The following is a 22,963-nucleotide window of genomic DNA, read 5'->3' on the forward strand; positions in this document are numbered from 1 at the left end:
CCGGCGCCTGTTCTACGGCGCCGGGCTCGCTGTATACCTGAGGGCATGCCCGACGTCCGGCTGGCCTCACCGCAGGGCAAATGGATCCTGCTCACCACAGTCCTCGGCTCCAGCATGGCCATGCTGGACTCGACCGTCGTCAATGTCGCCCTCCCCCGCATCGGCGAGGACCTCGACGCCGACCTCGCCGCGCTCCAGTGGACGGTCAACGCGTACATGCTGACGCTGGCCGGGCTGATCCTGCTCGGCGGCTCGCTGGGGGACCGGTACGGGCGGCGCAAGGTCTTCGTCATCGGCGTCGTGTGGTTCGCCCTGGCCTCACTGCTGTGCGGGATCGCCCCGAACGCCGGGGTGCTCATCGCCGCGCGAGCGCTGCAGGGCGTCGGCGGGGCCCTGCTCACGCCCGGTTCCCTGGCCCTGATCCAGGCGTCCTTCCATCCCGACGACCGGGCGCGGGCGGTCGGCCTGTGGTCGGGCTTCGGGGGCGTCGGCGCGGCGGTGGGCCCCTTCGTCGGCGGCTGGCTGGTGGACGGTCCCGGCTGGCGGTGGGTGTTCCTGCTCAACGTCCCGCTGGCGCTGGCGTGCGCGCCGATCGCCGTGAAGCACGTCCCGGAGTCCGGGGACGGCGGCAAACACGGCAGCTTCGACGTGCTCGGCGCGGCCCTCGGTGCCCTGTCCCTCGCCCTGGTGACGTACGCGCTGATCGAGGCCCAGAACGGCTCGGTGCTCGTCGCCGTGTCCGCGGTCGCCGGCGTGGCAGCGGGCGTCGCCTTCGTGGTCGTCGAGAAGCGCCGGCCCGATCCGATGATGCCGCTCGGCATCTTCGCCTCCCGTCAGTTCACCGCCGTCAACCTCGTCACCCTCTGTGTGTACGCGGCCCTCGGCGGCTTCTTCTTCCTCGCCGCACTCCAGCTCCAGGTCGTCTCCGGCTACTCGGCCCTGGGCGCCGGTACGGCCCTGCTCCCGACGACCCTCCTGATGCTGCTGTTCTCCGCCCGCTCCGGCGCGCTCGCCGCCCGGATCGGCCCACGCATCCCGCTCACCGTCGGGCCCCTGGTCTGCGCGGTCGGCATGCTGCTGATGCTGCGGGTCGGCGAGGACGCCTCGTACGTCGCCGACGTGCTGCCCGCCGTGCTCGTCCTCGGCATCGGCCTGGTCACCCTCGTGGCCCCCCTGACCGCCACGGTCCTCGCCTCGGTCGACGTCGCCCGCGCGGGCCTGGCCAGCGGCATCAACAACGCGGCGGCCCGAGCGGCGGGCCTGATCGCGGTGGCCGCGCTGCCACTGCTCGCCGGCATGGGCGAGGAGGCGTACCGCTCGCCGGACGCCTTCAACACGTCGTTCGACCGGGCGATGGTGTGGTGCGCCGGGGCCCTGGTCGTCGGCGCGGCGATCGCCTTCACGACGGTACGGGCGCTGCCACCGGACTGCCTCCGGCCGGAGTGCCTCCACCACGGGTCGATCAATTCGCCGCCGTTGGAGGGGGTGCGGAGTCGGGGCCGGTTGTCGGGGGAGGGGTAGGCGTTTTCAGCCTGTCTGGGGGTCCCCCCTGCTCGAAGAGCTTGGGGGAGTTTGAGGACGAGGCCCCTTGGGGCCGAAGCGGGGTCTGGGGCGGCAGCCCCAGTGGGGTCGAAGGGGCGGAGCCCCTGGGGGAGGGACGGGTAAGGGCGGCGGGGGCGAGGACACGACGCCCACCGCCCCCGGCGATGGCCCACACTTGACCCATGTCCATTCACGAAAACCTCCTCGGGGGCCCGCCCCCGACCCACCTCCCCGACGACCCCGAGCCGCGCGAGCTCCTCGCCGGCGGCACCGCCCCCGCGGACGTCGCAGCGAAGTACCCCACCTCCTCCCTGGCCTGGGCCCAGCTCGCCGACGACGCCTTCGAGCGCGGCAGCGTCGTGGAGTCGTACGCCTACGCCCGCACGGGCTACCACCGCGGCCTGGACGCCCTGCGCCGAAACGGCTGGAAGGGCCACGGCCCGGTCCCCTGGGAGCACGAGCCGAACCGCGGCTTCCTGCGCGCCCTGCACGCCCTCGCCCGCGCCGCCGGAGCGATCGGCGAGCAGGAGGAGTACGAGCGCTGCTCGCAGTTCCTGAAGGACTCCTCGCCCGTGGCGGCCCAGACCCTGGGCTAGCCGCGCACCCCGCGTGAGGCCCGCCGATGTGACCAGGCGGGCCTTGCGCCACCCGGGGCGATACCTGAGGATGCCGGGTGGGGACCGGGGCCCCTTTGTCGATAACGGCAGGGCGGACCGCTACCCGGAGTTACACAGGAGACAGCAATGTCCCAGCAGGCTCACCAGCCCGTGGAGACGTCCAAGGAGACGTCGACGGAGACTCAGGAGCCCGAGACCCCCAATCTCGACTTCGCAGGCACGACGCCGTACGAGGACTACGTCAAGGCGGATGTGCTCACCCACCTCCAGCACACCCTCTCCGACGACCCCGGAGAGATGGTCTTCCTGGTCACGACCCAGGTCATGGAGCTGTGGTTCACGGTCATCGTCCACGAGTGGGAGACCGCGGCACGCGCCCTGCGCGAGGACCGCCCGGCCGTGGCGATCGACGCCCTGAAGCGCTCCGTACGGGAACTGGACGCCCTGAACTCCTCCTGGAAGCCGCTCGGCCAGCTCACTCCGGCCCAGTTCAACTCCTACCGCAGTGCCCTCGGCGAGGGCTCCGGCTTCCAGTCGGCGATGTACCGCCGGATGGAGTTCCTGCTCGCCGAGAAGTCCGCGTCCATGCTCGTCCCGCACCGCGGCGCCCCGCGCGTCCACGCGGAACTGGAGAAGGCGCTGCACGAGCCGAGCCTCTACGACGAGGTGCTGCGCTTCCTCGCCCGGCACGGCTGCGCGATCCCGCAGGCCGTGCTGAAGCGGGACGTGTCCCGGAAGTACGAGCCGTCGCAGGAGGTCGAGGCGGCCTGGACGGCGATCTACGCCGGCGACCAGAACTCCGAGCTCGCCCGCCTCGGCGAGGCGCTCACCGACGTAGCCGAACTGGTGTGGCGCTGGCGCAACGACCACCTGGTCGCCACTCGCCGCGCGATGGGCGCGAAGGCCGGCACGGGCGGTTCGGCCGGCGTGGCCTGGCTGGAGAAGCGCGCGCAGAAGAACGTGTTCCCGGAGCTGTGGACGGCGAGGTCCCATGTCTGAGTTCACCGAACTGGCCGCCAAGGCCGAGAAGCTGGACGCGACCGACGAACTCGCGGGCAAGCGCGCCGAGTTCGTGCTGGACGAGGTCGTCTACCTCGACGGCAACTCACTGGGCGCCCTGCCGGCGAACGTGCCGGGACGGGTCGAGGACGTCGTACTGCGGCAGTGGGGCCGGATGCGCATCCGCTCCTGGGACGAGAGCGGCTGGTGGACGGCGCCGGAGCGGATCGGCGACCGGATCGCTCCGCTGGTCGGTGCCGCGCCGGGCCAGATCGTGGTCGGCGACTCGACAAGTGTCAATGTTTTCAAGGCACTTGTGGCAGCGGTGCGGATTGCGGAGTCCACCGGTTCCGCCGCTTCCACCGGTTCTGGCGGTTCTACCGGTTCCGCCGGTTCCGGCCGGGACGAGATCCTCGTCGACGCGACGACCTTCCCCACGGACGGCTACATCGCCGAGTCCGCCGCCCGGATGACCGGTCGTACGCTACGGCCCGTGACGCCCGCGGAGGTGCCGGCCGCACTGTCCGGCCGTACCGCCGCCGTCCTCCTCAACCACGTCGACTACCGCACCGGCCGGCTGCACGACCTGCCGTCCCTGACCGCCGCCGTGCACGCGGCGGGCGCGGTGGCCGTCTGGGACCTGTGCCACAGCGCGGGCGCCCTGCCGGTCGGGCTCGACGAGCACGGGGTGGACCTGGCCGTCGGCTGCACCTACAAGTACCTGAACGGCGGCCCGGGTTCACCGGCGTACCTGTATGTGCGCCGGGACCTCCAGGACCGTTTCGACTCCCCGCTGCCCGGCTGGAACTCGCACGCCGAGCCCTTCGGCATGCGGCCCGACTTCGAACCGGCCTCCGGCGCCCTGCGCGGCCGCGTCGGCACGCCCGACATCCTCTCCATGCTCGCCCTGGAGGCGGCCCTTGAGGTCTGGGACGGCGTGCCGATCGAGGCGGTGCGGGCCAAGTCGCTCGCGCTGACGGACTTCTTCCTGGAGTGCGTCGCGGCGTATGTGCCGAAGGGCCGTGTGGAGTCGGTGACTCCGGCGCCCCACGCGGAGCGCGGCAGCCAGGTGGCGCTGCGCTGTGCGGACGCCGGGGACGTGATGAAGCGGCTCATCGAGCGCGGGGTGGTCGGCGACTTCCGCCACCCGGACGTGCTGCGGTTCGGTTTCACGCCGCTGTACGTCGGGTTCGCGGATGCGGAGCGGGCGGCCCGGGTGCTGGCCGAGGTGCTGCTGCGGCGCTGACCCCGGTCGGTCCTAGCCGGCGTACACCCCCGCCACGGCAGCCGCGTGCGCGGCCCGCGCGGCGCGCTCCGCGGCGGGGGCGTCGGGGATCTCCCCGGTCGTCAGCAACTGGTAGTAGAGGGGCGCCGACACCGCCCGTACGACCGCCTCCGGGTCCGTACCGACGGGCAGCTCCCCCCGGGCGACGCCCTGTTCCACGCAGGGTGCCCACTCGGCCACCCGCACCTCGTAGAAGCGCCGCAGCGCCTGCGCCGTACGCTCGTCGCAGGTCGCGGCGGCGATGACGGCACGGAACAGTGCGCCCTGCCGGGGGTCGGCCAGGGTGCGCCACACCAGCTCCGCGTTGGCCCGCAGGTCACCCAGCACGGAGCCGGTCTCCGCGCGCGGCAGCGACTGCTCGGCCATGTCGGCGAGCAGGTCGGCCACCAGCCCCGTCACCGAGCCCCACCGTCGGTAGACGGTCGTCTTGCCGACCTCCGCGCGGCGGGCGACGTCGGCAAGGTCGAGGCCGTCGAAACCCTGCTCCGCCAGCACGTCTCCGGCGGCCCGCAGCACGGCCGTACGGACACGCGCGGTGCGTCCTCCGGGACGGACGGTGCCGGGTTCGGCGGACATATCGGCCTCCTTGGTGCACGTGCGCGCTGCGGCGTGATCCGCGGTGCCAGCGTAACGAAACAACGGTACCGTTTAACCCTTACCGAGCGTGACATGCGCGTGTCCGTGCACGTGACGGGCCTGGTACCGTCCCGCCAACGGCCGAAGTCGCACCTGGTCCGCCACCCCCGCTTTCGTCCAAATCCGTTTGATCGCTGAGAGGTTGGAGCATGCCGGACGACGCCGCCGCTGCCCGGGACGCCGCCGAGGAGGAGTCGGCCTTCTCGCATCCGCCCGTCGATCCCGACGCCATTGCCTCCTACGGCGACCACCCCGACCAGGTGATCGACTTCTACGCGCCCCGCGGCGAGACCACGCCGGGCGAACCGGCCCCGCTGATCGTCGTCCTGCACGGCGGGGCGTGGCGTACGCCGTACGACCGCCGGCATGTCACGCCGTTCGCGGACTTCCTGGCGCGGCGGGGGTTCGCGGTGGCGAATGTGGAGTATCGGCGGGGGGCTGCGGGCGGGGTTGACGGTGCTGGTGCTGGTGCCGGGGGTGACGCGGGTTCGGCGGGTTCGGCCGGTTCGGCTGGTTCCGCGGGTTCGGCCGGGGGTGGGGCGGCGGTCGCCGGGCGTTGGCCGGACACCTTCGACGATGTCGCCGCCGCGCTGGACGCGCTGCCGGCGCTGGTACGGGAGGCGTTGCCGCAGGCCGACGCGCGCCGGACGGTGCTCACCGGCCACTCCGCCGGCGGCCATCTGGCCCTCTGGGCGGCGGCCCGCCATGTCCTGCCGGCGGACGCTCCCTGGCGCATCGACCGGCCCGCGCCTTTGCGGGGTGTGGTCGCCCTGGCCCCGATCGCCGACTTCACGGTCTCCGACAAGCTGGACGTGTGCGGGGGCGCTGCTCGGCAACTGCTGGGCGGGAGCGAGGAGTTCGCGGAGCGGCAGCCGTATGCCGACCCGTCGTTCCTGCTCCCGACGGGCATCGCGACGACGCTCGTCCAGGGCCGTACGGACATCGTGGTCCCGATGGCCGTCGCCGAGTCGTACGCTGACGCGGCGGCGAAGGCGGGCGAGGTGGTCGGTCTGACGCTGCTGGAGGACGTCGGCCATTTCCCGCTGATCGATCCTGCGGCGGACGCGTGTGCGGTGGTGGTGGAGGAGATCGCGCAGTTGGCGTGGTGAGGCGGCGTGTCGCCCTTCGTGGGAGTGCCCCCTCCGAGGGTGGCCCCCGCCAGGAATGCGGCCCCTGCAGGGCGTGACCCGTCGTACTCGTCGTACCCGTCATACCCGTAGTACCTGAGAGCTACGTCGCAGGTGAGCTCCCTGGCATGACGCGGACGACGAGTTCTGATCCGTAACTTCCCCTTCAGACAAGCCCGATGGCCGGGCGGACTGGAAGGGAAGACGACCATGGGGCGTACGACGGGGTCGGGCGAGCGAAGGACGACCCACCGCACCCACCGATGGCGCCGGGCGCTGCTCGCCACCGTGATCACCGGTGCCGTGGTCGTCCCCTTGTCCGGTGCGGCGCGCGCCGAGATCCCGGCCCCGGCTCCGGCCGCCCTCGCCCCCTTGTCGGCGGCGACGCTGGACGAGACGTACGAGGCCAACCGTGCCAACGCCGCCGAGGCGTCCCGCATGGCGGCAGCCCACGGCAACCGGGATCGTGCGGCCGCGGATCGCGCGATGGCCGACCCGTCCCGCCGGTTCCTCGCCTTCGACGGCCGCGGTCTCGGCCTCGCGACGGAGGTCTTCGGAGATCTGGCCCACGCCGACCGCATCGCGGTCCTGGTCCCGGGCTCCGACACGTCCATCGACACCTACGACCGCTTCCGCGACACCGCTCGCGCTCTGCACGACCGACTCACCCGGGAAGCCCCGCAGGGCACCCGCACAGCCGTGGTGGCCTGGCTCGGCTATGAGACACCGGGCACGGTCAGCACCACGGTGGCGACGATGGGCAGAGCCGATGACGCGGCCCCGAAGCTGCGGGAGTTCATACGGCAGCTCCGGGCGCTCACGATCGACGAGCGGACCGGGGCGACCCGGGCGACCCGGGCGACCCGGGTGACCGGGGAGGCCGGGGCGAGCGGGGAGGCCGGGGAGGCCGGGGCGCGCAGAGCGACCGGGGCGGACGAAGGGCGTCCCCGTATCTCCCTCCTCTGCCACTCCTACGGCTCCGTGGTCTGCGCTCGCGCCGTCTCCGACCTGGACGTCGACGACATCGCCCTGGTCGGCAGCCCCGGCACCGGTGTGGACACCGCCGCCGGCCTGGACACCCGGGCCCGCGTCTGGGCGGCCCGCGGCACTGACGACTGGGTGGGGGAGGTCCCGCACGTCAGGCTCGACCTGCTCGGCACGACCGTCGGCTTCGGCACCGACCCGATCTCCCCGTCCTTCGGCGCCCGCGTGTTCACGGCGGGCGACGGCGGCCACAGCGACTACTTCAGGCCGGGGTCGACGTCCCTGGCGAACCTGGCCCGCATCGTCCTGGGCGAGACCTCGGAGGTGACCCATGGCTGAGTCGACGACGGCCGCGCGCCTGACGGTCGCATGGAAGGGCATACGCCGGGGCGCCGCCCAGGTGGATGCCGCCACCCCCGCCGAGCGCGACCGGGCCGTGGACGCCCTGCGCGCCTTCGCGATCCTCGGCGTTGTCCTCGGCCACTGGCTGGTCACGGCCTTGGTGGCGGACGGCGGCGGCACAGGGCTGCGCACCGCGAGCCCGCTCCACGACATGCCCTGGCTGGCCCCGATCTCCTGGGTGTTCCAGACCCTCGCCGTGTTCTTCCTGGTCGGCGGTCATGTGGCCACCCGCGGTTACGCCTCGGCACGCAAGCGTGGCACGACGTACGGCCAGTGGCTGAAGTCCCGGCTGTCCCGCCTGTTCAAACCGGTGGCGGCCGTCCTCACCCTGTGGACGGTGGCAGCGGTTCTGCTTCTCCTGTCGGGCACGGAGATGGACACGGTCCACACCCTGCTCAAGCTGGCCCTGTCCCCTTTGTGGTTCCTCCTGGTGTTCGCGGCGCTGACGGCGGTGACACCGCTCCTCCTGCGCCTCCACCCCCTCTGGCCGCTGGCCGTCGTCCTCCATGTGGACCTCGTCCGCTTCGGTTTCGGCGGCCCCGACTGGCTCGGCTGGGTGAACCTGGCGGCGGGCTGGCTGGTGCCGTACACGCTGGGCGCCGCCTGGACCAGAGGTGAGTTGGAGCGTCGGCGCGCGGGCTGGATCCTGCTGACGACCGGAGCGACGGTGACGGCCGCGCTGATTGCCTGGGCGGGTTATCCGGCGTCCATGGTCGGCGTCCCCGGCGCCGAAGTCTCCAACCTCAACCCGCCGACACTGGCGGCCGTCACCTTCGGCCTGGCCCAGTGCGGTCTGGCCCTGCTCCTGCGTGAGCCGCTGCGCCGCGCGATGCGGCGCCCGCTCCTGTGGGCGGCGGTGGCCCTGCTCAACCTCTCCGCGATGACGATCTTCCTCTGGCATCAGACGGCCCTGATGGCCACCACGGCCACGGCCCTGACGGTAGGTCACCTCCCCGGCCTGCACACTCTCCCCGACCACCTGACCTGGGTGGCGGCCCGCGTGGCCTGGCTGCCCCTCTTCGCAGCGGTGCTGGCCGTGTGCTGGGCGGCGTTCCGCCACTACGAACAGGGCCCGCGCCGCCCGAAGGGCCGCGAGTCGCGCGTCATCCGCGCCCACCCGACCCCGAACAGCCGCGAAACGAAGGCCAGGAACCATGCTTAGGGTTGACCACGTGAACGAAAAGGAGGACCCGAGCGCCCGCTCCGCCCACCGGCCCGAGGCCGCCGACGGCGCTCAGCCCTTGCAGGGGCCACCTGCACCCGACGACGATGTCCGCACGGGTGGTGCGAGTGGGAACCCAAACGCGGCCGAAGGCCGCGTGCCCACCCACAAAGCGGCAGCGGCACCGGCACCCAGGAAACGCCGCTGGACCGCCCACCTCCGCAAACCCTTCGGCACAACCTGGCTCCGCTGGCTGACCATCCTCCTCACCGTCTGGATCGCCTTCGGCGTCTCCCTGGCCGGCGGCAACGAACTCAGCTCCAGCTACGACCTCACCATGGCCAACGGCCTGGTCGCCGGCTTCGCACTGGGCTTCACCCTGGTCCTCGCCCTCTGGCACCCGGGTCCGGCCTGGGCCCTGAGCCTCGCGGTCACGGTCGCCATCGCCACGACCGCCCGCCCCCACCTGGCGGGAACCGCGGCCCCCGGCCCCAACTGGCCCTGGAGCACCCCCGCGCTCATCGCCCACGCCACGGTCCTACTGCTCCTGGCCCTCCGCGTCCGCACCCGCAACGCCGTGGCGGCCCTCGCGGCGTCCGCCCTGGTGACTTTCCTCCTTCAAGGCATCATCGGCGCCCAGCGCTACTCCGGCACCGGCATGGTCGCGGTCGCCATCTTCGCGGTGGCCGTCCTCGTCGGCACCGCACTGCGCGGCCGCAAAGAGGCCCGCACCCAACTCGTCGAGCAGGAAACCCTCACCGCGTCCGAACGCGCCCAGCGCACCGTCCTGGAGGAGCGCAGCCGCATCGCCCGCGAACTGCACGACGTGGTCGCCCACCACATGTCGGTCATCTCCATCCAGGCGCAGGTCGCCCCCCACCTCGTCGAGAACCCGACCGACGAACTCAAGGAGAACCTGGAGGGCATCCGCCAGAACGCCCTGGAGGCCCTGACCGAACTGCGCCGCGTCCTCGGAGTCCTGCGCTCGGAGCACCCCGACGCCCCGAGCACTCTCGACCCGACGGGCACCGACACCACCGCCCAAGCCGCCCCGCACGCGCCGCAACCCACCCTCGACCGGCTGGAAGCGCTGGTGGACAACATCCGCGGCGTCGGCCTGACCGTGCACCTCGACATCACCGGCCGACGCCGCCCGCTGGCGCCCGGCGTGGAACTCTCGGCGTACCGGATCGTGCAGGAGGCGCTCAGCAACGTGCTGCGCCACGCCCCCGGCGCGGTCGCCGAGGTCTCCGTCGCCTACGAGCCGTTCGGAGTGAGCTTGCGGGTCGTCAACTCACCGCCGCAGTGGCCCGCGCCGCCGTCGCAGGGCGCGGGGCACGGGTTGCTCGGCATGCGGGAGCGGGGCGCGATGCTCGGCGGCTCCGTGTCGGCGTACCCCGCGAAGGACGGCGGCTACGTGGTGAGCGCGTTCCTCCCGGCGTACCCGCGCGTCGAGGGCCTGTCCTACGTACCGCAGGACCCCGGGCACGCCGCCAACGCGAAGGCGTCCGCCCACGACCCGAACCCTCACCACCCCGACAAGGACGGCACCGCATGACGAGCAGCCCCATCCGCGTAGTCATCGCCGACGACCAGCAGATGGTCCGGCAGGGATTCTCCGTGCTGCTCAACACCAAGCCCGACATCGACGTGATCGGGCAGGCGGTCGACGGCCTGGACGCGCTCGCGAAGGTCGCCGAACTCGTCCCGGACGTCGTCCTGATGGACATCCGGATGCCGGAGCTCGGCGGCATCGAGGCCACTCGCCGCATCACCACGGCGACACCGCACATCAAGGTGCTGGTGCTGACGACGTTCGACCTCGACGAGTACGTCTACGAGGCGCTGCGCGCGGGCGCCTCGGGCTTTCTCCTCAAGGACGCCTCCGCCGACCAGCTGGCCGAGGCGGTACGGGTCGTGGCGGCCGGCGACGCCCTCCTCGCGCCCGTCATCACCCGCCGTCTCATCGCCGAGTTCTCCCGCATGGACGGCCGGCCGCGCGCCCCCCTGAAGGAACGCGTCGGCGACCTGACCGAACGCGAGACGGAGGTCCTCGCCCTGATCGCGCAGGGCCTGTCGAACGCGGAGATCGCCGACCGCCTCGTCGTGGCCGAACAGACCGTAAAGACCCACGTGGGCCGCATCCTGGTGAAACTGGGCCTCCGGGACCGCACACAGGCGGCGGTCTTCGCGTACGAGTCGGGACTGGTACGGCCCACCGGCTACTGAACGACCACGGGGCTGAGCGGCCGCCTCATCTGGGGGCCGACTTCACGTGTGGGGGGCGCCCGCTGCACCCGGCGGCCGACCCCGGCCCGAAGGGCCGTGCGCCCACCCGTCCCGCGGCTCACTCTGAGCGTGAAGTCTCGCGCCTGCCCCACCCGGTGGCCGCCTCCGGGGGTGGGGCTGTGCGCCTGCCCGTCCTGCGACCCACTCCGAGTGCGGGGCCGCGCGCCCGCCCGTCCTGCGGCCCACTCCGCGTGTGTGGGCGCGCGCCCACCTCGCCCGGCGGCCGACCCCGGCCGAAGGGCCGTGCGCCCACCCGTCCCGCGGCTCACTCTGAGCGTCGCGGCCCACTCTGAGTGAAGCCTCGCGCCCGCCCCGTCCGCGGCCGACCTCGCGTGCGGGGCCGCGCGCCCTCCCGCCCTGCGGCCCACTCCGCGTGTGTGGGCGCGCGCCCACCTCGCCCGGCGGCCGACCCCGGCCGAAGGGCCGTGCGCCCACCCGTCCCGCGGCTCACTCTGAGCGTCGCGGCCCACTCTGAGCATGAAGCCTCGCGCCCGCCCCGTCCGCGGCCGACCTCGCGTGCGGGGCCGCGCGCCCTCCCGCCCTGCAGCCCGCTCCGCAGCCCATCCCACGGCCCGCCCGCCCGCCATCCCGCAGTCCATCCCCCGGCCCGCCCACGCCCGTCCATCCCCCAGCCCGCCCCGGCACGCGCAACGGGTGCGACCAGCGGTGATACCCGTAGTACCTGAGATGGACCTACAGGAACCCCTCTCACTGGGGACGACCGCCACGGCCCTTGGCGCCTACCTTTCTGTACGTGACCGAGACGACTCAGATGCCGACCCCGCCGACGGGGGACGCGGCCAAGCAGCACAGCCCGGAGTACCGGCTGGCCGCGCGCGCCCTGCGGGGGCTGCGGCAGGACCTGTTCGAAGACGCCTTCGCCTATCGCCCGCTGCGGCGGATGAGTGTGGACGGCCCCGTGACCAGGCGGCTGCCGGGCCGCCTGCGCGATTCCGCAGCTTGGACACCGCACGCCCTGATCACCGGGATCGCCCTGATCGCGCTGCCCATGGCGATCGTCGACGGCGGCGGCGCGGGCCTGATCCTCGGCCCGCTCGCCGCGATTCCGATCCTGCTGACCATGCTCCGGCCGGTCGGAGCGTTCTGGCTGTCCCTGGCGGCCACGCCGGTCAGCCAGGTCTTCGGCAGCTCATGGGACGGCTGGCCGTGGCTGCCCGCGGCCTTCGCCTGCCATCTGACCGTGCTGACGGTCGTGGCCATACGCACCAGGCCGCGCACGGCCGCGTACATGTGGGCCGTCACTGCGGCGTACGCCTTCGTGGCGGACTTCCTGTTCGGGCCGGGCTACTACGGCACGAACAGCGGACCCATGCTGGTGCTGTCCGCGCTGATCCTGCTCGTCGTCGCCGTCTGGCACACCCGCAAGGAGGCCCGCCAGGAGGTGACGGCGCAGCAGACGGTGACCGAGCACGAGCGCTCCCGCCGCACCCTGCTGGAGGAGCGCACGAACATCGCCCGCGAGCTGCACGACGTGGTGGCCCACCACATGTCGGTCGTCGCCATCCAGGCGGAGGCCGCCCCCTACCGGGTGGAGAACCCGCCGCCGGAGCTGGAGCGGGCCTTCGCCACCATCCGGGAGAACGCGGTGGCGGCGCTCACCGAACTGCGCCGCGTCCTGGGCGTCGTCCGCGCCGAGGACTACGAGGCCCCGGACACCCCGCAGCCCACCCTCACCGATCTGGAGGGGCTGCTGGCGAACGTGCGGGACACCGGCCTGAGCGTCGAGAAGACGGTGACCGGAGCGGTGCGCGCACTCCCGCAGGGCGTGGAGCTGTCGGCGTACCGGATCGTGCAGGAGGCGCTCAGCAACAGCCTGCGGCACGCGCCCGGCGCGAGCGCCAGAGTGGAGATCGCGTACGTCCTCGGCGGCCTCGGCGTGCGCATAGTCAACGGCCCGCCGCCCGCGCCGGCCCTGGTCAAGCCCTCGCCGGGCGCCGGCCACGGCATCACGGGCATGCGGGAGCGTGTCACGATGCTGAACGGTGAGATGACGGCGGGCGCGACGGACGAAGGCGGCTACGAGGTGACGGTGTTCCTGCCGGTCACGGCGACCACAGAGGACGGCTCATGACCATCCGCGTGCTGATCGCGGACGATCAGATGATGGTGCGCGAGGGCTTCTCGGTCCTGCTGAACGCGATGCCGGACATCGAGGTCGTCGGCGAGGCGGTCAACGGGCGCGAGGCGGTGGACCGGGTCCGTGAGCTCACGCCGGACGTCGTGCTGATGGACATCCGCATGCCCGAGCTGAACGGCATCGAGGCGACCCGCGAGATCGTCGCGGCGGACGGCGCCGCCAAGGTGCTGGTGCTGACCACCTTCGACCTCGACGAGTACGTGTACCAGGCGCTGCGCGCGGGAGCCTCCGGCTTCCTGCTGAAGGACGCCTCGGCACGCCAGCTCGCCGACGGCGTGCGGGTGGTGGCGGCCGGCGAGGCGCTGCTCGCCCCCTCGATCACCAGGCGGCTGATCACGGAGTTCTCGAAGATGTCCGACTCCCCGCGCCTGATGCCGTCGGCGCACGCGGCGTACGGAGATCTGACCGAGCGGGAGACGGAGGTGCTGGTGCTGATCGCCCAGGGCCTGTCGAACTCGGAGATCGCCGAGCGGCTGGTGGTCGCCGAGTCGACGATCAAGACCCATGTCAGCCGGATCCTGGTGAAGCTGGGGCTGCGCGACCGCACGCAGGCGGCGGTGTTCGCCTACGAGGCGCGGCTGGTCACGCCCGGCTGAGGCGCCGGGGCTACGGTGAGGGGCATGGAACAGCGCATCACTCTGATCACGCTGGGAGTCTCCGATCTCGCCCGTTCCAAGGCCTTCTACGAGGCGCTGGGCTGGCGTGGGCAGGAGGTCGAGGAGACCGTGTTCTTCCAGGCGGGCGGCCTGGGGCTGGTGCTGTGGGGCCGGGAGAAGCTGGCCCGGGACTGCGGTCTGGAGCCCGGGGCGGCGGGCGGGTTCGGCGGGATCGTCCTCGCGCACAACGTCCGGTCCGAGGCGGAGGTGGACGCGCTCCTCGCGGCGGTGGAGGGAGCCGGCGGGAGGGTCACCAAGCCCGCGGCGGTCAACGCGATCGGCTTCTACTCCAGTGCCTTCGTCGATCCGGACGGCCATGCCTGGGAGGTCGCCCACAACCCCGGGTTCCCGCTCGCCGAGGACGGTTCCGTCACTCTCCCGGACTTCGGCACCGCCTAGGCCCCTGGTCAGACCGGGGGGAGCCGGGCTAACGTCCGGACATGGCAGCTCCCTTTGCCCTCGCCTTCGATCCGTGGGCCCCGGCCTTCCTCGCCGACCCGTACCCGGCCTACGCCGAGCTGCGGGCCCGTGGCCGCGTGCACTACTACGAGCCCACGAACCAGTGGCTGGTCCCGCACCACGCGGACGTGTCGGCGCTGCTGCGGGACCGCAGGCTGGGCCGGACGTACCAGCACCGTTTCACTCACGAGGACTTCGGGCGGACGGCGCCCCCGCCGGAGCACGAGCCGTTCCACGTCCTGAACGACCACGGGATGCTCGACCTGGAGCCGCCGGATCACACGCGGATCCGCCGGCTGGTGTCGAAGGCGTTCACGCCGCGCACGGTGGAGCAGCTGAAGCCGTATGTGCGGCAGTTGGCGGGGGAGCTGGTGTCCGGGCTGGTGGAGGCGGGCGGCGGTGACCTGCTGACGGATGTCGCGGAGCCGCTGCCGGTCGCGGTGATCGCCGAGATGCTGGGCATTCCCGAGGCGGACCGGGGGCAGCTGCGGCCGTGGTCGGCGGACATCTGCGGGATGTATGAGCTGGCCCCGTCGCAGGAGACGGCGCGCAAGGCGGTGCGCGCGTCGGTCGAGTTCTCGGACTACCTCATGGAACTGATCGCGGTCCGCCGCAAGGAGCCGGGGGACGACCTGATCTCCGGCCTGATCGCGGCCCACGACGAGGGCGACCGTCTCACCGAGCAGGAGATGATCTCCACGGCGGTCCTGCTCCTCAACGCCGGTCACGAGGCCACGGTGAACTCGACGGTCAACGGCTGGTGGGCCTTGTTCCGCAACCCCGGACAGCTGGCGGCCCTGCGCGCCGACCACTCCCTGATCCCGTCCGCGATCGAGGAGCTGATGCGCTACGACACCCCGCTCCAGCTCTTCGAACGCTGGGTCCTGGACGAGATCGAGATCGCCGGCACGACGATCCCCCGCGGCGCGGAGATCGCCATGCTCTTCGGTTCCGCCAACCACGACCCCGAGGTCTTCGAGACCCCGGACAGGCTGGACCTCACCCGCGCGGAGAACCCGCACATCTCCTTCAGCGCGGGCATCCACTACTGCATCGGCGCCCCGCTGGCCCGCATCGAGCTGGCGGCCTCGATGACGGCACTGCTGGAGCAGGCGCCGACCCTCCGCCTGGCGGCGGAACCGGAGCGGAAGCCGAACTTCGTGATCCGGGGCTTGGAGGGGCTGAGCGTCGAGGTGGGGTGATCACTCGTACGGATGATCGCTGAACGAATCCGATCGATGGCCGTCGGCGGCTCGTCATCCTGGTGCATGCCTGCGAAGGGAGGCACCATGACGGTTATGGCAGAGCGCGCGTCGTCTCAGTTGTCGGTGGACATGTTCGAGCGGATCACCGAGTTCGCCGAGCGGGAGGACGAGACCGTCAGGTTCGAGTTCATCGACGGACGGATCGGGCTCAAGAAAGTGACAAACGGCAACCACGGCGCGATCACCATGTGGCTGATCCGGCAATGCATGCGTGCCAGGCCCGAGCTCGACCTCAACCCATTGCAGGGTCTCAAGGTGGAGGCCTACCGCCAGGGACGGGCCCGACCTGACGGGGTGCTCGCCCCGGTCGATCACTTCGTGGGCCAGGGGGACTGGGCCGACCCCCAGGGCGTGCTGATGGCAATCGAAATCACGTCGTACGACTCGGACACGCACAATCGCGACCGGGTCGAGAAGCCTCGGGCGTACGCCGAGGCCGGCATCCCGGTCTATCTGCTGATCGACCGGGACAACCTGTCCGTCCTCGTGCACAGCGATCCGGACCTGGAGGACGGCTACCGGGACATCCACGTGGTCAGGCTCGGCGGCAAGGTCACTCTCCCCGACCCGGTCGGCATCGAGCTCGACACGGAGGAACTCAAGCTGTACTTCGACTGATCCCCGTCACGTCGTCACGTCCCGCCGCCGCAACCCCGCCAGCCCTCCAGCCACCAGCACCACCGCGAGACCGGTAAGGATCAGCACCGGCCCCCACTCCATCCCCCCGCCCGGCAGCTTCGGCAGATGCCCGAACGGGGACAGGTCCAGCACCGCCTGCGGGACGTCGAGCGCGGGGCCCACCCAGCCGATCAGCAGGACCGCCCCGGCCACCGCCCAGGCCCCCATCGCCGCTCCTGGGACGAGGCCGTACAGCAGGACCGCCAGGCCGCCGACGACCCAGATCGCCGGGAGCTGGACGAGGCAGGCGCCCAGGATCGGGCCGATCTCCTTGCCGTAGCCGACGGCGAAGCCCAGGCCGGCCAGGAGCATGATCAGGGCGGAGCCCGCGAAGGCGATCACGAGGTGACCGGCGGCCCAGCGCAGCCGTCCCACCGCGTTCGCCAGGATCGGTTCCGCCCGCATCGAGGTCTCCTCGCCGTGCAGCCGCAGGACCGACGCCACGACGTACAGGGCCGCGATCAGGCCCAGCATGCCGATCATCGACGCCAGGAAGGCGTCCGTCAGCCCCGACTGGCCGCCCATGCGCTCGAAGATCTCCCGCGCGTTGTCGTTGTCGCCGACCAGGTCGGCCACCCCGTCGGTCAGCCCGCCGTAGATGACCCCGGCCAGGAAGAAGCCGATGCTCCAGCCGAGGACGCCGCCGCGCTGCAGCCGCCAGGCCAGCGCACCCGCCGTGCCGAGGCGGCCGACGGCCGGGCCCGGTCGGGCGGGCAGGAAGCTCATGCCGACGTCCCGGCGCCCGGCGAGTTCGTACGCCACGACGCCCTGCACCAGGACAGCCCCGGCGAACAGCAGCAGCACCCACCAGCGCTCGCTCGCGAACGGCCGCAGGTTCTCCAGCCAGCCCAGCGGTGAGGCCCACGTCAGCGCGGAGGAACCGTCGTCCGACGCCGAGTCGCCCGCCGCGCGCAGCGCGAACGCGGCGCCCACCAGGCCCGCCATCAGCCCCCGCGCCAGCCGGGCGCTCTCCGTGAACTGGGCGACGATCGCCGCCGGCGTCGCGAAGACCATGCCGACCCCGGCGAGCCCGAGGCCGAACGCCAGCGCCCCCGAGGCGCCCTGGCCGGCCAGCCCGGCCGTCACCAGCAGGGCCAGTGCCGCGTTCGCGACCGCGGCCGTCAGCAGCGCCGCCGCCAGCGAGGCCCTGCGGCCCACCATCCCGGACGCCACCAGCTCCTGACGGCCGCTCTCCTCCTCGTCCCGGGTGTGCCGTACGACGAGGAGCATGCTCATCACGGCCGCGAGCGCGCCCGCGTACACGCCGACCCGCCAGGCCGTCAGGGCGCCGATCGAGTCGTCGAAGACCGGGCCGATCAGCGCGCGGAAGGAGGCGTTGGTCGCGGTGTCCTGCACGAGGTTGGCGCGGTCGGCGGGGGAGTCGTACAGGTTCTCCAGCGTGTTCGGCATGGAGAGGATCATCAGCGCGTTCACCGCCACCCAGACCGGGATCATCACCCGGTCCCGGCGCAGGGCGAAGCGCAGGAGGGTGCCGGTGCCCGCCAGTTGGCGCGAGCCCGACGGCCGTACCTCGAAGGCTGCGGCGGTCATCGGGCAGCCACCTCGCTCATGTCCGCCTGGTAGTGGCGCAGGAACAGTTCTTCCAGCGTCGGCGGAGTCGAGGTCAGCGACCGTACGCCGGACTCGCTCAGCGAGCGCAGGACGGCGTCGAGCTTGTCGGTGTCGACCTGGAGGCGGACGCGCCGGCCCTGTACGTCGAGGTCGTGGACGCCCGGCAGCTGCGACAGCCCGTTGGGTGGACCGGCGAGCTCGGCCGTGACGCTGGTCCGCGTCAGGTGGCGCAGTTCGGCCAGGGAGCCGCTCTCGACCGTACGGCCCTTGCGGATGATGCTGACCCGGTCGCAGAGCTCCTCCACCTCGCTGAGGATGTGGGAGGAGAGAAGGACCGTCCGGCCCCGGTCGCGCTCCTCCTCCACGCAGCGCTGGAAGACCTCCTCCATCAGCGGGTCCAGGCCCGACGTCGGCTCGTCCAGGATCAGTAGGTCGACGTCCGAGGCGAACGCGGCGACGAGGGCGACCTTCTGCCGGTTGCCCTTGGAGTAGGTGCGGCCCTTCTTCGTCGGGTCCAGCTCGAAGCGCTCGATCAGCTCGGCGCGGCGCCCTTTGTCGAGGCCGCCCGCCCGTCGCCCACCACCACCCTGCCTGACGCGCTTCGCGCGGCCCCCTTCACGCAGCCGGCCGTAGAGATCGATGACCTCACCGCCCGACAGGTTCCGCCACAGCGTCACGTCCCCCGGCACGTAGGCGATCCGGCGGTGCACCTCCACCGCGTCCGTCCAGGGGTCGCGGCCGAGCACCTGGACGCCGCCGGAGTCGGCCCGCAGCAGGCCGAGCAGGACGCGGATGGTGGTGGACTTGCCGGAGCCGTTGGGGCCGAGGAAGCCGTGGACCTCGCCCGTCTCGACGTCCAGGTCAAGGCCGTCCAGGGCGTGCGTCTTGCCGAACGACTTGTGCAGTCCGGAGACGGTGATTGCCTTCGTCATGGTTCAGAACGTACGCTTCTTTCAGAAATTTGTGAAGTTAAAGAAGCGTATGAAGGCCCGATAGGATGGACCGATGACGGAGACAATCGGGGCCGGCCGGGACGCGGAGAGCGTGTCGCAGTTCGTGGAGTCCTTCGCGGCGCAGCTGGTGGAGGCCGGGATGCAGCGCATGGCCGCTCGGGTCTTCGCCGCGCTGCTCGCCTCCGACAAGGGTGTGCTGACCTCCGCCGAGCTGAGCGAGCAGCTGCGCATCAGCCCCGCGGCCGTCTCCGGCGCCGTGCGCTACCTCGCCCAGACCCACATGGTGTCCCGCGAGCGGGAGCCCGGATCGCGTCGGGAGCGCTACCGGGTGCACGGCGACCAGTGGTACGAAGCCCTCACCAACCGCGAAGCCGTCCTCAAACGGTGGGAGTCGGCCCTGCGCGAGGGTGTCACGAGCCTTGGCGCCGACACCCCCGCCGGCCGCCGCCTGGCCGAGACGCTCGCCTTCTTCGAGTTCATCGACGGTGAGATCGCGGCCATGATGGAACGCTGGCGGGCGCACCGCGAGAAGACCTTCGGGCAGACCTGACCCCGGCAGACCTGATCCGGGCAGACCTGATCCGGGCAGACCTGATCCGGGCAGACCTGACCCGGGCAGACCTGACCCGGGCCGGCCCTTCCGAGGCTCACCGCCCCGGCAGCACCAGCCGCAGCGCGCCTTCGCCCACCGTCCAGGTCCGCCGGCGCACCGGCCCGGAGACCGCCTCGTCCGCGCGATAGCGGAAGTGCGCCCCCGACACGGTCACCGTCCGGCCCTCGGCCCGCAGCGGGGACGCCTCCGCGCCCACCGAGGCCGGTCGCACCTCCACCTCGGCCAGGCCCGCGATGCCCGGTGTCACCGACACCGCCGCCACCGGCTGGTCGAGGTCCACCAGCGTCGCCCCGTCGACCTCGACGCGCAGCCGCGACGGCCCGGACGTGCCGGCCGGGGACGGGCCCCGCGGTGGCACCAGCGTCCGTACGAGCGACTGGCACGTCCGCAGCCACGGCGGCCGCCCAGCAGCCGGCCCCGCCGCATCGGCCGATGCGGCGGGCTCCCGTATCGGGGGGATGCGCAGCCCGCCCAGCACCACGCCGTCGCTGTCGTCCACGAGCAGATCCAGCCGCCGCTCCGCCCCGTCCAGCACCGCCCGCGCCGCCGCGACCGCCCCCGTTGGCACCCCCAGGGAACCGGCCAGCGACAGCGCACCCCCGACCGGCACCACCGACAGCACGCATTCGGCCAGCTGCCGCTGCCGGTGCAGCAGCGCCACCGTGCGCAGCAGCGCCCCGTCGTCGCCGACGACCACCGGCCGGCGCGACCCGCGCTTCGCCAACGCGCGGGCGAACTCGTCCGGGTCCTCCGGCAGGCACACTTTCGTCGCCGCACCCGCGCTGAGCACGTCTTTCGCGATCCTGACGGACTCGCCGTCGGTCCTCAAGGCGATCGGATCGATCACCACCAGCAGCTGATCGGACATCGCGAAAGTCGCCACCTCGGCCATGCCTCGCTTCCTCGGGTAGCATCTTTGTGCAAGAGCCCCTTGCGCTATTGCGCCAGGGGCTTCGTCTATTCCGGGGCCATCCGGTCCGACGGCTCGCGGCCAATGACGGTCGCGGTCCGTGGTGGTGCACGCGGCGGAACCTTACGCGTGCGCCCCTGACCTTGGACATGCCCCGCCCGGAAGGGGTGTACGCGCGTGCCCGCACTTGTGCTGCTCGGTGCTCAGTGGGGTGACGAGGGTAAAGGGAAGGCCACCGACCTGCTCGGCGGCTCCGTCGACTACGTGGTCCGCTATCAGGGCGGCAACAACGCCGGCCACACGGTCGTCGTCGGCGACCAGAAGTACGCCCTCCACCTTCTTCCCTCCGGCATCCTCTCGCCGGGATGCACCCCGGTCATCGGCAACGGCGTCGTCGTCGACCCGTCGGTCCTGCTCTCCGAGCTGAGCGGTCTGAACGAGCGTGGCGTCGACACGTCCAAGCTCCTCCTCAGCGGAAACGCGCACATCATCACGCCGTACAACGTGACGGTGGACAAGGTGACGGAACGCTTCCTCGGCAAGCGGAAGATCGGCACGACCGGGCGCGGCATCGGCCCGACCTACGCCGACAAGATCAACCGCGTGGGCATCCGGGTCCAGGACCTCTACGACGAGTCGATCCTGACGCAGAAGGTCGAAGCCGCCCTCGACGTCAAGAACCAGGTCCTCACCAAGCTCTACAACCGGCGCGCGATCGCCGTCGAGCAGGTCGTCGAGGAGCTGCTGGGCTACGCCGAGAAGATCAAGCCGTTCGTCGCCGACACGGTCCTGGTCCTCAACAAGGCGCTGGAGGACGACAAGGTGGTCCTCTTCGAGGGCGGCCAGGGCACGCTCCTCGACATCGACCACGGCACGTATCCCTTCGTCACGTCGTCCAACCCCACCGCGGGCGGCGCCTGCACGGGTGCGGGCGTCGGCCCGACGAAGATCAGCCGCGTCATCGGCATCCTCAAGGCGTACACGACCCGTGTCGGCGCCGGCCCGTTCCCGACGGAGCTGTTCGACGAGGACGGCGAGGCGCTGCGCCGCATCGGCGGCGAGCGGGGCGTGACGACCGGCCGTGACCGTCGCTGCGGCTGGTTCGACGCGGTGATCGCCCGCTACGCGACCCGCGTGAACGGCCTCACCGACTTCTTCCTCACCAAGCTCGACGTCCTCACCGGCTGGGAGCAGATCCCGGTCTGCGTGGCGTACGAGATCGACGGCAAGCGCGTGGAGGAACTCCCCTACTCGCAGTCCGACTTCCACCACGCGAAGCCGGTCTACGAGACCCTCCCGGGCTGGTCCGAGGACATCACGTCGGCCAAGTCGTTCTCCGACCTGCCGAAGAACGCCCAGAACTACGTCAAGGCGCTGGAGGAGATGTCCGGCGCCCCGATCTCCGCGATCGGCGTGGGTCCGGGCCGGGACGAGACGATCGAGATCAACTCGTTCCTCTGAGAATCCCTGGTTCCGCTCCACTCGAAAAGCAGCTGCGCCGCGTCCGGCTTCCGGGCGCGGCGCAGTTCTTTGTGTTCAGGCGAGGGCGGCGACCAGCAGGGTGAAGGCGGCGATGATGACGGCGACGCGGACGTAGTGGAAGCGGTCCCAGCGGTTCATCTGCTCCTTCCAGTCGTCGGGCCGGTTCTCGGGGGTCCATGTCTTGCCCCGGTTGTTGATCGGGACGAGCAGCAGGAGCGACATGACCACGCTGAGGATCAGCAGCGCGCCGGCGGTGACGACGAGTCCGGCGCCGTCGTGGTGCCGTCCGGCGATGGCCCAGACCGCGACGAGGGCGAGCGAGCCGATGTACCAGACCGGCATGACGGCGCCGAGCATCCGGCCGCCGTGGCTTCGGCCGGCTTGGTTGCTGTCGTCGGGGAGGGCGTTGAGGATCGGGTTGATGACGAAGGCGACGGAGAACTCCACCCCCACCATCAGGCCGACGATCACGGTGGTGACGATCTCAAGTGCGTTGAGCATGATGACCCCTCCTGAAATCTAGCGTCGCTAGGTGATGATGCAACGCTAGTACTGCTGCCGCTCGATTGTCTAGCGGTGCTAGGATCGAATCATGTCGGTACAGGAACGCAAGGAACGCGAACGGGCGGTCCGTGAGCGCCTCATCGTGGCGACGGCCCGCGAACTCGCCGAGCAGCAGGGCTGGGACGCGGTCACCACCCGCCGGCTCGCCGAGCGCATCGAGTACAGCCAGCCCGTCCTCTACAGCCACTTCCGCGGCAAGCGCGAGATCATCGGCGCCGTCGCCCTGGAGGGCGCCGCCGAGATGGCCGTGGCGCTGCGGGCCGGGGCCTCCGCCGCGGACGGCCCGCGCGCCCGGGTCACCGCCCTCGCCCGCGCCTACCTCGACTTCGCCGAACGCAACCCGGCGGTCTACGACGCCATGTTCCAACTCGACGGCGGCCTGGCCTTCGCGAAGGAGGACACCCCGGAGCCACTGAAGGACGGCTTCGCCGCCCTGCTGGAGACTCTCGCCGAGGTCGCCGGGGACGGCGTCGACCCGGGACTGTTCACCGAGACGTTCTGGGCGGCCCTGCACGGGCTGGCGACCCTGACCCGGTCGGGACGGCTGCCCACAGGGGACGCCGAGCGGAGGGTGGAGTTGCTGGTGGACCGGCTTGCCATGGTCTGAGAC

The 22,963-nt window shown here is 71.8% G+C and carries 23 protein-coding genes; 18 read left to right on the top strand and 5 right to left on the bottom strand.

The features are described 5' to 3' along the window. The first annotated feature begins 45 nt into the window (after window positions 1–45). The 4 genes from OG254_RS26880 (at window position 46) to kynU (ending at window position 4,404) form a co-directional block, all read left to right on the top strand. Window positions 46–1,521, top strand: coding sequence for an MFS transporter (locus OG254_RS26880; protein WP_405586438.1), 1,476 nt, complete (start codon window positions 46–48; stop codon window positions 1,519–1,521). Window positions 1,522–1,724: 203 nt separating this feature from the next. After that, entirely contained in the window at window positions 1,725–2,138 is a 414-nt protein-coding gene (locus tag OG254_RS26885; protein ID WP_351190702.1) for a DUF3151 domain-containing protein, read from the top strand. A 147-nt stretch (window positions 2,139–2,285) separates the two neighbouring features. Then, complete coding sequence (locus tag OG254_RS26890) at window positions 2,286–3,158, top strand: tryptophan 2,3-dioxygenase family protein (RefSeq protein WP_351190704.1); 873 nt, start codon at window positions 2,286–2,288, stop codon at window positions 3,156–3,158. Next, window positions 3,151–4,404 (top strand): kynureninase, encoded by a 1,254-nt coding sequence (kynU, locus tag OG254_RS26895; protein ID WP_405586442.1) that lies wholly within the window; start codon window positions 3,151–3,153, stop codon window positions 4,402–4,404. Before OG254_RS26890 ends, kynU begins: the two co-directional genes overlap by 8 nt. Window positions 4,405–4,416: 12 nt before the next feature. Here kynU and OG254_RS26900 read toward each other — a convergent pair whose 3' ends face one another. Continuing rightward, entirely contained in the window at window positions 4,417–5,019 is a 603-nt protein-coding gene (locus OG254_RS26900) for a TetR/AcrR family transcriptional regulator (protein ID WP_405586445.1), read from the bottom strand. Window positions 5,020–5,228: 209 nt separating this feature from the next. Between OG254_RS26900 and OG254_RS26905 the strand changes: the two genes are divergently transcribed. From OG254_RS26905 to OG254_RS26950, 10 genes are all read left to right on the top strand, one after another. Further along, window positions 5,229–6,188 (top strand): alpha/beta hydrolase, encoded by a 960-nt coding sequence (locus tag OG254_RS26905; protein ID WP_405586448.1) that lies wholly within the window; start codon window positions 5,229–5,231, stop codon window positions 6,186–6,188. 228 nt (window positions 6,189–6,416) lie between these two features. Beyond that, window positions 6,417–7,529 carry an alpha/beta hydrolase gene (locus tag OG254_RS26910; protein ID WP_405586450.1) on the top strand — a complete coding sequence of 371 codons (1,113 nt, stop codon included), beginning with the start codon at window positions 6,417–6,419 and terminating at the stop codon, window positions 7,527–7,529. After that, window positions 7,522–8,754 (top strand): acyltransferase, encoded by a 1,233-nt coding sequence (locus tag OG254_RS26915; protein WP_405586453.1) that lies wholly within the window; start codon window positions 7,522–7,524, stop codon window positions 8,752–8,754. The genes OG254_RS26910 and OG254_RS26915 overlap by 8 nt, the downstream gene beginning before the upstream one ends. A gap of 10 nt (window positions 8,755–8,764) precedes the next feature. Next, window positions 8,765–10,312 carry a sensor histidine kinase gene (locus OG254_RS26920; protein WP_405586456.1) on the top strand — a complete coding sequence of 516 codons (1,548 nt, stop codon included), beginning with the start codon at window positions 8,765–8,767 and terminating at the stop codon, window positions 10,310–10,312. After that, the gene (locus OG254_RS26925; protein ID WP_147994795.1) at window positions 10,309–10,983 is read left to right on the top strand and encodes a response regulator transcription factor; all 675 of its coding nucleotides are present in this window, start codon (window positions 10,309–10,311) and stop codon (window positions 10,981–10,983) included. Before OG254_RS26920 ends, OG254_RS26925 begins: the two co-directional genes overlap by 4 nt. Before the next feature lie 814 nt (window positions 10,984–11,797). After that, window positions 11,798–13,135, top strand: coding sequence for a sensor histidine kinase (locus tag OG254_RS26930; RefSeq protein WP_405586459.1), 1,338 nt, complete (start codon window positions 11,798–11,800; stop codon window positions 13,133–13,135). Further along, window positions 13,132–13,797, top strand: coding sequence for a response regulator transcription factor (locus tag OG254_RS26935; protein WP_147994796.1), 666 nt, complete (start codon window positions 13,132–13,134; stop codon window positions 13,795–13,797). Before OG254_RS26930 ends, OG254_RS26935 begins: the two co-directional genes overlap by 4 nt. 24 nt (window positions 13,798–13,821) lie before the next feature. Next, the gene (locus OG254_RS26940) at window positions 13,822–14,256 is read left to right on the top strand and encodes a VOC family protein (RefSeq protein ID WP_405586462.1); all 435 of its coding nucleotides are present in this window, start codon (window positions 13,822–13,824) and stop codon (window positions 14,254–14,256) included. 41 nt (window positions 14,257–14,297) lie between these two features. Beyond that, complete coding sequence (locus tag OG254_RS26945) at window positions 14,298–15,518, top strand: cytochrome P450 (RefSeq protein WP_405586465.1); 1,221 nt, start codon at window positions 14,298–14,300, stop codon at window positions 15,516–15,518. An 87-nt stretch (window positions 15,519–15,605) separates the two neighbouring features. After that, window positions 15,606–16,199 (top strand): Uma2 family endonuclease, encoded by a 594-nt coding sequence (locus OG254_RS26950; protein WP_405586468.1) that lies wholly within the window; start codon window positions 15,606–15,608, stop codon window positions 16,197–16,199. A 6-nt stretch (window positions 16,200–16,205) separates the two neighbouring features. Here OG254_RS26950 and OG254_RS26955 read toward each other — a convergent pair whose 3' ends face one another. Both OG254_RS26955 and OG254_RS26960 read right to left on the bottom strand, forming a co-directional pair. Then, complete coding sequence (locus tag OG254_RS26955) at window positions 16,206–17,810, bottom strand: ABC transporter permease (protein WP_405586471.1); 1,605 nt, start codon at window positions 17,808–17,810, stop codon at window positions 16,206–16,208. Continuing rightward, window positions 17,807–18,763 (bottom strand): ATP-binding cassette domain-containing protein, encoded by a 957-nt coding sequence (locus tag OG254_RS26960; RefSeq protein ID WP_405586474.1) that lies wholly within the window; start codon window positions 18,761–18,763, stop codon window positions 17,807–17,809. Before OG254_RS26960 ends, OG254_RS26955 begins: the two co-directional genes overlap by 4 nt. Window positions 18,764–18,836: 73 nt before the next feature. Between OG254_RS26960 and OG254_RS26965 the strand changes: the two genes are divergently transcribed. Continuing rightward, a complete protein-coding gene (locus OG254_RS26965) occupies window positions 18,837–19,334 on the top strand; it encodes a MarR family transcriptional regulator (RefSeq protein ID WP_351190729.1) in 498 nt (165 codons plus the stop codon). Next, window positions 19,331–19,525: a pentapeptide repeat-containing protein gene (locus OG254_RS26970; RefSeq protein ID WP_405595210.1), complete on the top strand. Its 195-nt coding sequence runs from the start codon at window positions 19,331–19,333 to the stop codon at window positions 19,523–19,525. The genes OG254_RS26965 and OG254_RS26970 overlap by 4 nt, the downstream gene beginning before the upstream one ends. Here the strand turns inward: OG254_RS26970 and OG254_RS26975 are convergent. Continuing rightward, a complete protein-coding gene (locus OG254_RS26975; RefSeq protein WP_405586477.1) occupies window positions 19,432–20,289 on the bottom strand; it encodes a diacylglycerol kinase family protein in 858 nt (285 codons plus the stop codon). The two genes, OG254_RS26970 and OG254_RS26975, sit on opposite strands and share 94 nt — an antisense overlap. A gap of 195 nt (window positions 20,290–20,484) precedes the next feature. Here OG254_RS26975 and OG254_RS26980 point away from each other — a divergent pair, with 195 nt between their 5' ends. Next, window positions 20,485–21,768, top strand: a complete 1,284-nt coding sequence (locus tag OG254_RS26980; RefSeq protein ID WP_351190733.1) for an adenylosuccinate synthase — start codon at window positions 20,485–20,487, stop codon at window positions 21,766–21,768. Window positions 21,769–21,843: 75 nt separating this feature from the next. Here OG254_RS26980 and OG254_RS26985 read toward each other — a convergent pair whose 3' ends face one another. Beyond that, window positions 21,844–22,290: an anthrone oxygenase family protein gene (locus tag OG254_RS26985; RefSeq protein ID WP_405586480.1), complete on the bottom strand. Its 447-nt coding sequence runs from the start codon at window positions 22,288–22,290 to the stop codon at window positions 21,844–21,846. Between the two features lie 91 nt (window positions 22,291–22,381). Here OG254_RS26985 and OG254_RS26990 point away from each other — a divergent pair, with 91 nt between their 5' ends. Then, window positions 22,382–22,960 (top strand): TetR/AcrR family transcriptional regulator, encoded by a 579-nt coding sequence (locus OG254_RS26990; protein ID WP_405586483.1) that lies wholly within the window; start codon window positions 22,382–22,384, stop codon window positions 22,958–22,960. Window positions 22,961–22,963: the final 3 nt, after the last annotated feature.

Origin of the sequence: Streptomyces sp. NBC_01092, assembly GCF_045039535.1 — a bacterium.
Lineage (GTDB): Bacteria > Actinomycetota > Actinomycetes > Streptomycetales > Streptomycetaceae > Streptomyces.

What these genes read in the sequence shown, in the direction of transcription:
- OG254_RS26880 (WP_405586438.1), top strand. Translation starts at nt 46, where the DNA reads ATGCCCGACGTCCGGCTGGCCTCACCGCAGGGCAAATGGATCCTGCTC.
- OG254_RS26885 (WP_351190702.1), top strand. Translation starts at nt 1,725, where the DNA reads ATGTCCATTCACGAAAACCTCCTCGGGGGCCCGCCCCCGACCCACCTC.
- OG254_RS26890 (WP_351190704.1), top strand. Translation starts at nt 2,286, where the DNA reads ATGTCCCAGCAGGCTCACCAGCCCGTGGAGACGTCCAAGGAGACGTCG.
- kynU (WP_405586442.1), top strand. Translation starts at nt 3,151, where the DNA reads ATGTCTGAGTTCACCGAACTGGCCGCCAAGGCCGAGAAGCTGGACGCG.
- OG254_RS26900 (WP_405586445.1), bottom strand. Translation starts at nt 5,019, where the DNA reads ATGTCCGCCGAACCCGGCACCGTCCGTCCCGGAGGACGCACCGCGCGT.
- OG254_RS26905 (WP_405586448.1), top strand. Translation starts at nt 5,229, where the DNA reads ATGCCGGACGACGCCGCCGCTGCCCGGGACGCCGCCGAGGAGGAGTCG.
- OG254_RS26910 (WP_405586450.1), top strand. Translation starts at nt 6,417, where the DNA reads ATGGGGCGTACGACGGGGTCGGGCGAGCGAAGGACGACCCACCGCACC.
- OG254_RS26915 (WP_405586453.1), top strand. Translation starts at nt 7,522, where the DNA reads ATGGCTGAGTCGACGACGGCCGCGCGCCTGACGGTCGCATGGAAGGGC.
- OG254_RS26925 (WP_147994795.1), top strand. Translation starts at nt 10,309, where the DNA reads ATGACGAGCAGCCCCATCCGCGTAGTCATCGCCGACGACCAGCAGATG.
- OG254_RS26935 (WP_147994796.1), top strand. Translation starts at nt 13,132, where the DNA reads ATGACCATCCGCGTGCTGATCGCGGACGATCAGATGATGGTGCGCGAG.
- OG254_RS26940 (WP_405586462.1), top strand. Translation starts at nt 13,822, where the DNA reads ATGGAACAGCGCATCACTCTGATCACGCTGGGAGTCTCCGATCTCGCC.
- OG254_RS26945 (WP_405586465.1), top strand. Translation starts at nt 14,298, where the DNA reads ATGGCAGCTCCCTTTGCCCTCGCCTTCGATCCGTGGGCCCCGGCCTTC.
- OG254_RS26950 (WP_405586468.1), top strand. Translation starts at nt 15,606, where the DNA reads ATGACGGTTATGGCAGAGCGCGCGTCGTCTCAGTTGTCGGTGGACATG.
- OG254_RS26955 (WP_405586471.1), bottom strand. Translation starts at nt 17,810, where the DNA reads ATGACCGCCGCAGCCTTCGAGGTACGGCCGTCGGGCTCGCGCCAACTG.
- OG254_RS26960 (WP_405586474.1), bottom strand. Translation starts at nt 18,763, where the DNA reads ATGACGAAGGCAATCACCGTCTCCGGACTGCACAAGTCGTTCGGCAAG.
- OG254_RS26965 (WP_351190729.1), top strand. Translation starts at nt 18,837, where the DNA reads ATGACGGAGACAATCGGGGCCGGCCGGGACGCGGAGAGCGTGTCGCAG.
- OG254_RS26975 (WP_405586477.1), bottom strand. Translation starts at nt 20,289, where the DNA reads ATGGCCGAGGTGGCGACTTTCGCGATGTCCGATCAGCTGCTGGTGGTG.
- OG254_RS26985 (WP_405586480.1), bottom strand. Translation starts at nt 22,290, where the DNA reads ATGCTCAACGCACTTGAGATCGTCACCACCGTGATCGTCGGCCTGATG.
- OG254_RS26990 (WP_405586483.1), top strand. Translation starts at nt 22,382, where the DNA reads ATGTCGGTACAGGAACGCAAGGAACGCGAACGGGCGGTCCGTGAGCGC.